The following is a 1,672-nucleotide window of genomic DNA, read 5'->3' on the forward strand; positions in this document are numbered from 1 at the left end:
CCCGGAATTCTTATACCCATGCTGCTGCTGTTTCCCAACCTAAACCCCTCCGTATAATCACTGCTTCGTCTCCCGTCATATCCAAGATGGTAGATACTTCATAAGTAGGTTCCTCGCCAGTGTCTACAATTATGTCTACCAACTTGTCCAAACGGTCAAATAGCTCTACCCGCGACTGAACAATTTCTGTATCTATCCGAATCATGCCATTATCTGCTTCATCTGGTGGCAGATGTGCTGAAGTTGAAATAATCGGATTGCCCAAGGCTGCCAGCAACTCCAAACACACAGTATGGTTTGGTACTCTAATTCCAGTAGTTTTCCGCTTGGGGCTTTGCACCAATCGCGGTACTAACTTAGTCGCTGGGAGCAAAAACGTGTATGAACCCGGAATCAGGCGTTTCATAATTCGATAGGCTGTGTCACTTACGAAGGCATAAGTTGCCACATTTGAAAGCGAGGGACATAAAAATGTCAATGGTTTATCATTTGCTAGCTTTTTAATTTGCCGCACTCGTTCTACCGCCGACTTGGCATTCAAATCACAACCGATCGCATAGACTGTATCAGTAGGGTAAAGCATAACTGCGCCACTAGAGAGCGCCGACTTTATTTCCTCTATTCGGCGAATTTGAGGATTATCCGGATGAACTGAGAAAATTTTTGCCATAGGACGGGGATTGGGGATTGGGGACTAGGTGAGAGTTACTAACTCTGAACAAATGACAAATGACTAATAACTAATGACTAATTTATTATGAATAAAATCGCTTATCTTCAATGTCCGACAGGAATTTCTGGTGATATGTGCCTGGGTGCTTTGGTCAGCTTGGGTGTTCCTGTGGAGTATTTAATTGAAAAACTCAATGGGTTGGGTATTGAAAAGGAATATCAGTTAAGGGCAGAGTTTGTCCAACGGAATGGTCAGCAGGCGACTAAAGTCCATGTGGATTTAGTACATGATCATCATCACCATCACCATGATCACGAACACAGTCACCATCACACACGCCACTTGCCAGAAATAGAGCAGATGATTCTCAAAGCGGGGTTGCCACCACGGGCAGAAGCTTGGAGTTTGGCGGTATTCCGACAGCTAGCAGTCGCAGAAGGAGCGGTGCATGGTATTTCGCCTGAAAAAGTTCATTTTCATGAGGTGGGTGCTATAGATGCGATCGTAGATATTGTGGGTACTTGCCTGGGGTTGGATTGGTTGGGGATTGAGAGCAATGAGGAAGGATTGCCATTACTTTACTGCTCGGCGTTTCCGACTGGTGGCGGAACTGTTTGGGCTGCACATGGTCAGATGGCGGTACCAGTACCAGCAGTATTAAAGCTGTGGGAAATGCGGAGTTGTCCAGTTTATAGCAATGGCATTGACAGAGAACTGGTGACACCAACAGGAGCCGCGATCGCTACTACTTTGGCAAGAGATTTTGGGTCACCACCCGCGATCGCTATCAAGCAAATAGGACTGGGAGCAGGAACCATAAATTTAGCCATTCCAAATATTTTACGCCTCTGGTTGGGTGAAAGCGCAAGTTTGCAATCAAATTTCAGCGATTCTGAAGATACTAGCTCAAATTTAGAAACCATCTCGGTACTAGAAACCCAAATAGATGATTTAAATCCGCAAGCGATCGGCTATACGTTTGAGGCGTTGTTTGTGGCT

At 45.4% G+C, this 1,672-nt stretch carries 2 protein-coding genes; one reads left to right on the top strand and one right to left on the bottom strand.

Features of this window, described 5'->3' with window-relative positions:
* Window positions 1–10 precede the first annotated feature (10 nt).
* Complete coding sequence (locus tag RRG12_RS43955; protein ID WP_420759970.1) at window positions 11–670, bottom strand: L-threonylcarbamoyladenylate synthase; 660 nt, start codon at window positions 668–670, stop codon at window positions 11–13.
* Window positions 671–757: 87 nt separating this feature from the next.
* Between RRG12_RS43955 and larC the strand changes: the two genes are divergently transcribed.
* On the top strand, window positions 758–1,672 hold a 915-nt coding region (gene larC, locus RRG12_RS43960; protein ID WP_420763352.1), incomplete at its 3' end, for a nickel pincer cofactor biosynthesis protein LarC.

The organism is Nostoc sp. CALU 546 (assembly GCF_048836525.1).

Excerpts from the sequence above, each read along its gene's own strand:
- RRG12_RS43955 (WP_420759970.1), bottom strand. The coding sequence starts at position 670 with ATGGCAAAAATTTTCTCAGTTCATCCGGATAATCCTCAAATTCGCCGA.